This is a genomic window from Effusibacillus lacus (genome assembly GCF_002335525.1).
GTDB classification, from domain to species: Bacteria; Bacillota; Bacilli; order Tumebacillales; family Effusibacillaceae; genus Effusibacillus; species Effusibacillus lacus.
In genome coordinates, this window is the sequence record NZ_BDUF01000046.1 from 43012 (window position 1) to 47709 (window position 4698).

Below are 4698 nucleotides of genomic sequence, written 5' to 3' on the forward strand. Positions count from 1 at the left end.
GATTGCGGTGATGGGGCCGGAAGCGGCTGTCAATGCGGTGTATGCCAACAAAATCGCCGAACTGCCCGAGTCGGAGCGGGCCGCCTTTATCGAAGAGAAACGGGAAGAATACCGGCAGGACATTGATATCTACCGGCTGGCATCGGAACTGGTGGTGGACGGAATCATCCCGGCCAATTCCCTGCGGGATGAGCTGATCAAACGGTTTGAGGCGTATTCTTCCAAGTATCTGGTGTTCTCCGAACGAAAACATCCGGTTTATCCGGTGTAGTAATTGGGCAACTGGCCATGCACGAAAACAGGTCACTTGATGGACCTCGGCTCCTGTAGTGACCTGTTTTCAATGATTTATGGGAAATTAGTGGTGCAAGTGAAACGGTATGGTTGATACAACCACATCTTTTCGATAAATCAGTACGGCTTTGAGTAACAATGCCGTTTGGTTGTGCAATAATGCATGCCACCATTTCTTGACGATGAATTGTGGGACAAGTACCGTAATAAACTCATCCTCTTCTTTTTCTTTTTCAAGAGTATCAATGTACTTTAAAAGCGGCGAAATCAAGGTCCGGTAAGGGGAACGCAAAATAATTAATGGGACGTTCGGGTTCCATTTCTCCCACTTTTCCCGCATTTGTGCTGCATGTTCGTCGTCAAAATCGACTGTTACGACCACAACATCATCCGAAATGCCTTTTGCATACGCAATCGATTGAGCTACCACTTTACTGATTCCGGAGATCGGGATAATCACTTTCGTCTTGACTTTCTTCGGAAGCGAGTGCAGATCTACGCGTAATTCCTTGCCAATTTCGTCATAATGGTTTCGGATCAGATAAAACATCCAAACCAACAAGGGTATGGCAAACGCGACCATCCACGCCCCTTCGCTAAATTTGGAAACAAGCGTGATCAGCGTAACCAGTCCGGTAATTACTGTTCCGAGCCCGGTCACCGCAATACGGAATAGTCTCTTGCTTTTCTCGTTCAGGAATCTTTTTACCAATCCCCATTGAGCAATGGTAAAGGACAGGAAGACACCTACCGCATATAAAGGAATCAAGCCGTGCGTGTCGCCATTAAAACTTATAATAAGCAGAATGGACAGCACACTTAACAATACGATCCCGTTTGAAAACACAAGACGATCGCCTCGCATGGCCAAATTACGAGGAAGGAATCGGTCTTGGGCAATGATGGAAGTTAACTGTGGAAATCCGGTAAAACTGGTATTGGCGGCCAAAAACAGAATGAGCATTGTCGCCACTTGAATGAGGTAATAAAGTGGCCCCCGTCCAAATACGTGCTCCGCAATTTGGGATACAACGGTCTCATGTTCTTTTGGGGCTATACCGAAAGCATATGCCAGCAGCGTAATTCCAAAAAACATCGCCCCAAGCAAAAGAGACATCCACATCATGGTGATGGCCGCATTGCGAGGAGCCGGAGAACGAAAAGACGGGACACCGTTGCTGATCGCTTCAACTCCTGTCAAAGCGGAACATCCTGAAGAAAACGCGCGGAGCAACAATAAAGCGCCTGTCCATGTAACTATGTCGCCGATCTGGTTTGCAGCCTGGACTTCATAACCATGCCAGCCCTCTTTCCAGATTTGGGTCCCTCCTACACCGATCATAACCAAGATCGAAAAAATAAAGAGGTAGGTGGGGTAAGCGAATACTGTGGCCGATTCACGGATTCCCCGCAAGTTCAAGAGCATAAGGGTGAGCACCAGAAAAACAGCAAGCTCCACTTTCCATGGAATCAACACGGGAAAGGCGGATATCAGCGCTGCTACACCGGAACTAATGCTGACGGCAACTGTCAAAACATAGTCGATCATCAATGCCGCACCAGCCATTAGACTTGAAGGTATATTCAAGTGCTCCCTGGCAACGACATACGCTCCCCCGCCTGAGGGGAAGGTATGAACGATTTGACGGTATGAAAGGGTAACGACAAGCAACAATACCAAAATGCTGATCGCAATTGGGATGGAATAAACATAAGCACTGATCCCGATGATGGACAGCACGAGTAAAATCTCTTCCGTAGCGTAGGCCACCGATGAAAGAGCGTCTGAAGAGAAGATAGCCAACGCTTTCCATTTGGGCAATTTTTCATGGGTCAATTGCCGGGTACGTAATGGCGAGCCGATTAGTAAGCGTTTAATCTGATCAATTGTCATAATGGGTACTGACCTTCCTTCGGATTTCGTTTATTTGGAAAACAAGGAACAAAAAAAACCACAAAGGTAGTATTTCCCTTGTAGTCATAGGCATGACAAACTCAAGTTGATTCCTCCTCTCCAGCTACGCTTACGGGGTTAGCTGACGGATTCGGGCAGTGGAGTTGCCCTACGCAGTTTCTGCGATTCACCCCAAAAAATGTGGTTCCCCCGCTCTTTCGACTCAGCGTAATACGATATGAAAATCTTCCCTGAACATAATTCCAGATCCGATAAATTGCAATTGCCAAAAAACACGATGAAAACGGATACAAGCCTGTTTTGATTATTCCTTAACTTGAAAATGAAAGCTCACGCAAAAAAGGAAGTTCCGTTTAAAATATTTCAGAAACTCCCCCTTGACGGGAGACTCAAACAAGAGTAGGTTAAAATTGCAAAGTGAGTGATTACTCACTTTTGTGCGAGAGGAGGATGTCTGGATGAGAACCAAAATCATGAAAGCCACGGCAGTGTTCTTGCTGTTAGTCACGACAGGCTGTTCGGAGGAGCAGACTTTTGCGGGAACGATTGAAGGCAGGGAAATTCCGGTGGTGGCCCAGGTGTCCGGAACGATCGTGGCTCTGGACAAGGAAGAGGGAGATGCGATTACCACCGATACCATCCTCGCGAAAGTTGACGACAAGATCTTAAACTGGCAGGTGAAAGAAGCGGAAGCGGCCCGGGACGCTGCCCTGGCAAGACTTGAAGAAGCCCAGGCGGGGACCCGCAACCAGCAGATTCAGCAGGCGGTGGCTTCCATCAACCAGTTTGACGCACTGGCAAGCCAGTCCAAAGCCCGAATGAAACAGGCCAGTGCCACTTTGCAGCAGATGCAGGCACAAGTTGCGCAGCTCAAGAGCCAATTGGACGGGGCCCGGGAAACATTGGCCTATCAGGAGAAGCAGTTCAAGAACGCGGAGACGTTATATGCCGCCAAGGCCATATCGGAAAGAGAGTGGGATACCCAGAAAGAACTGCTGAATCAGGCAAAGACCCGTGTGAATCAGTTGGAAGCCCAATACCAGGCAGGCCTGGCGCAGATTGATGCGGTCAACGGCGAGGTGGCGGCGGCGCAGGCGCAGGTGCAGGCAGCGTCCGCTCAGCAAAAGTCGGCAAGAGCGCAATTGTCCCTCCTGGAAGAGGGCTCAACCGCATACACGATCCGGAATCTGTTGGCCCAGAAAGACCAGGCGCAGGCAAGGCTCGAACAAGTCAAAGAACAACTGGAAAAATCGGACGTTCGCTCCCCCATCAAAGGGATCATCCTGCGCAGGCATGTGGAATTGGGGGAAATGGTGAAGCCGGGCACTCTGCTGTTTACCGTGTTGGACCCCACCAATCTTGAGGTCACGATGTACGTTCCGGAGGCTGACCTGAATCTGGTTCAGGTGGGCAAGGAAGTGACCGTGCAGGTGGATGCCTATCCGGACAAATCCTTTGCCGGGAAGATCGTGCGAATCAGTGAGAAAGCGGAGTTTACCCCAAAGAATGTGCAAACCACCAAGGAACGGACGAAAATGGTGTTTGCGGTGACCGTCCGGTTAAGTGAAGGAATGGGGGAACTAAAGCCCGGAATGCCGGCTGATATCCGCGTGTCCTCTGCCGATGGGAGGTAACCCGGCATGGAATATGCGATCAGCTGCGAGGGATTGACGAAAGACTTCGGGAATCGGCGTGCTGTCGACAATGTGACCATCTCCATTCCGAAAGGGAGCATCTATGGGTTCTTAGGGCCGAACGGCTCGGGCAAATCGACCACCATCCGGATGCTCTGCGGATTGATGACACCCACATCGGGAAGCGGGCAGGTTCTGGGCTTTGACATTGTCAAAGACTCCGAATCCATCAAACAGCGAATCGGGTATATGTCGCAGAAGTTCAGCTTGTACGAAGATCTTACGGTGAAGGAAAACCTTGATTTTTACGCGGGGATCTATGGGCTCTCACCGAAAGAAGCAGCCGTCCGCATCCAAGAGTTAATCGAGCTGGCAGATCTGGCGGGTCGGGAGAAACAACTGTCCGGTACGCTGTCTGGCGGCTGGAAGCAGCGTTTGGCACTCTGCTGTGCCCTGCTGCACAAACCGGAGCTGCTCATCCTTGATGAACCGACTGCGGGCGTGGACCCCGTTTCCCGCCGTGTCTTCTGGGATATCATCCATGGGATGGCGCGACAGGGGATTACCGTGCTGGTCAGCACCCATTATATGGATGAAGCGGCCACTTGCGATCAGATCGGGTTTATTTTTTTCGGGAGGCTGCTGGCGGTTGGCACACCGCAGGAATTGATGCAGGGACTCGGCAAGGACAATCTGGATGATGTGTTTATCCACTTTGTCCGGGAAGAGGAAGCGAAAGGCAGGGAACGGGGATGAGCGGGAACTTCTCGATTCACCGGTTTATGGCCATCATCAGAAAAGAGTTTCTGCAGCTCCGGAGGGACCCGGCCAGTTTTGGAATCGGCCTTGCCATGC

4 protein-coding genes and 1 riboswitch are annotated in these 4698 nt (G+C 50.4%); of the genes, 3 read left to right on the plus strand and 1 reads right to left on the minus strand.

Annotated elements, in window-relative coordinates:
* Positions 1–271: carboxyl transferase domain-containing protein (locus EFBL_RS21170; protein ID WP_275539556.1), on the plus strand; the 271-nt coding region annotated here is incomplete at its 5' end.
* Between the two features lie 87 nt (positions 272–358).
* On the opposite strand, the gene EFBL_RS08905 is transcribed toward EFBL_RS21170, so the two are convergent.
* Positions 359–2182 carry an APC family permease gene (locus EFBL_RS08905; protein ID WP_096181804.1) on the minus strand — a complete coding sequence of 608 codons (1824 nt, stop codon included), beginning with the start codon at positions 2180–2182 and terminating at the stop codon, positions 359–361.
* 117 nt (positions 2183–2299) lie between these two features.
* Positions 2300–2427: riboswitch (cyclic di-AMP (ydaO/yuaA leader) on the minus strand.
* 240 nt (positions 2428–2667) lie between these two features.
* Here EFBL_RS08905 and EFBL_RS08910 point away from each other — a divergent pair.
* Both EFBL_RS08910 and EFBL_RS08915 read left to right on the plus strand, forming a co-directional pair.
* Positions 2668–3843 (plus strand): HlyD family secretion protein, encoded by a 1176-nt coding sequence (locus EFBL_RS08910; RefSeq protein WP_096181792.1) that lies wholly within the window; start codon positions 2668–2670, stop codon positions 3841–3843.
* 6 nt (positions 3844–3849) lie between these two features.
* On the plus strand, positions 3850–4599 hold the full coding sequence (locus EFBL_RS08915; RefSeq protein ID WP_096181793.1) for an ABC transporter ATP-binding protein: 750 nt from the start codon (positions 3850–3852) through the stop codon (positions 4597–4599).
* Positions 4600–4698 lie beyond the last annotated feature (99 nt).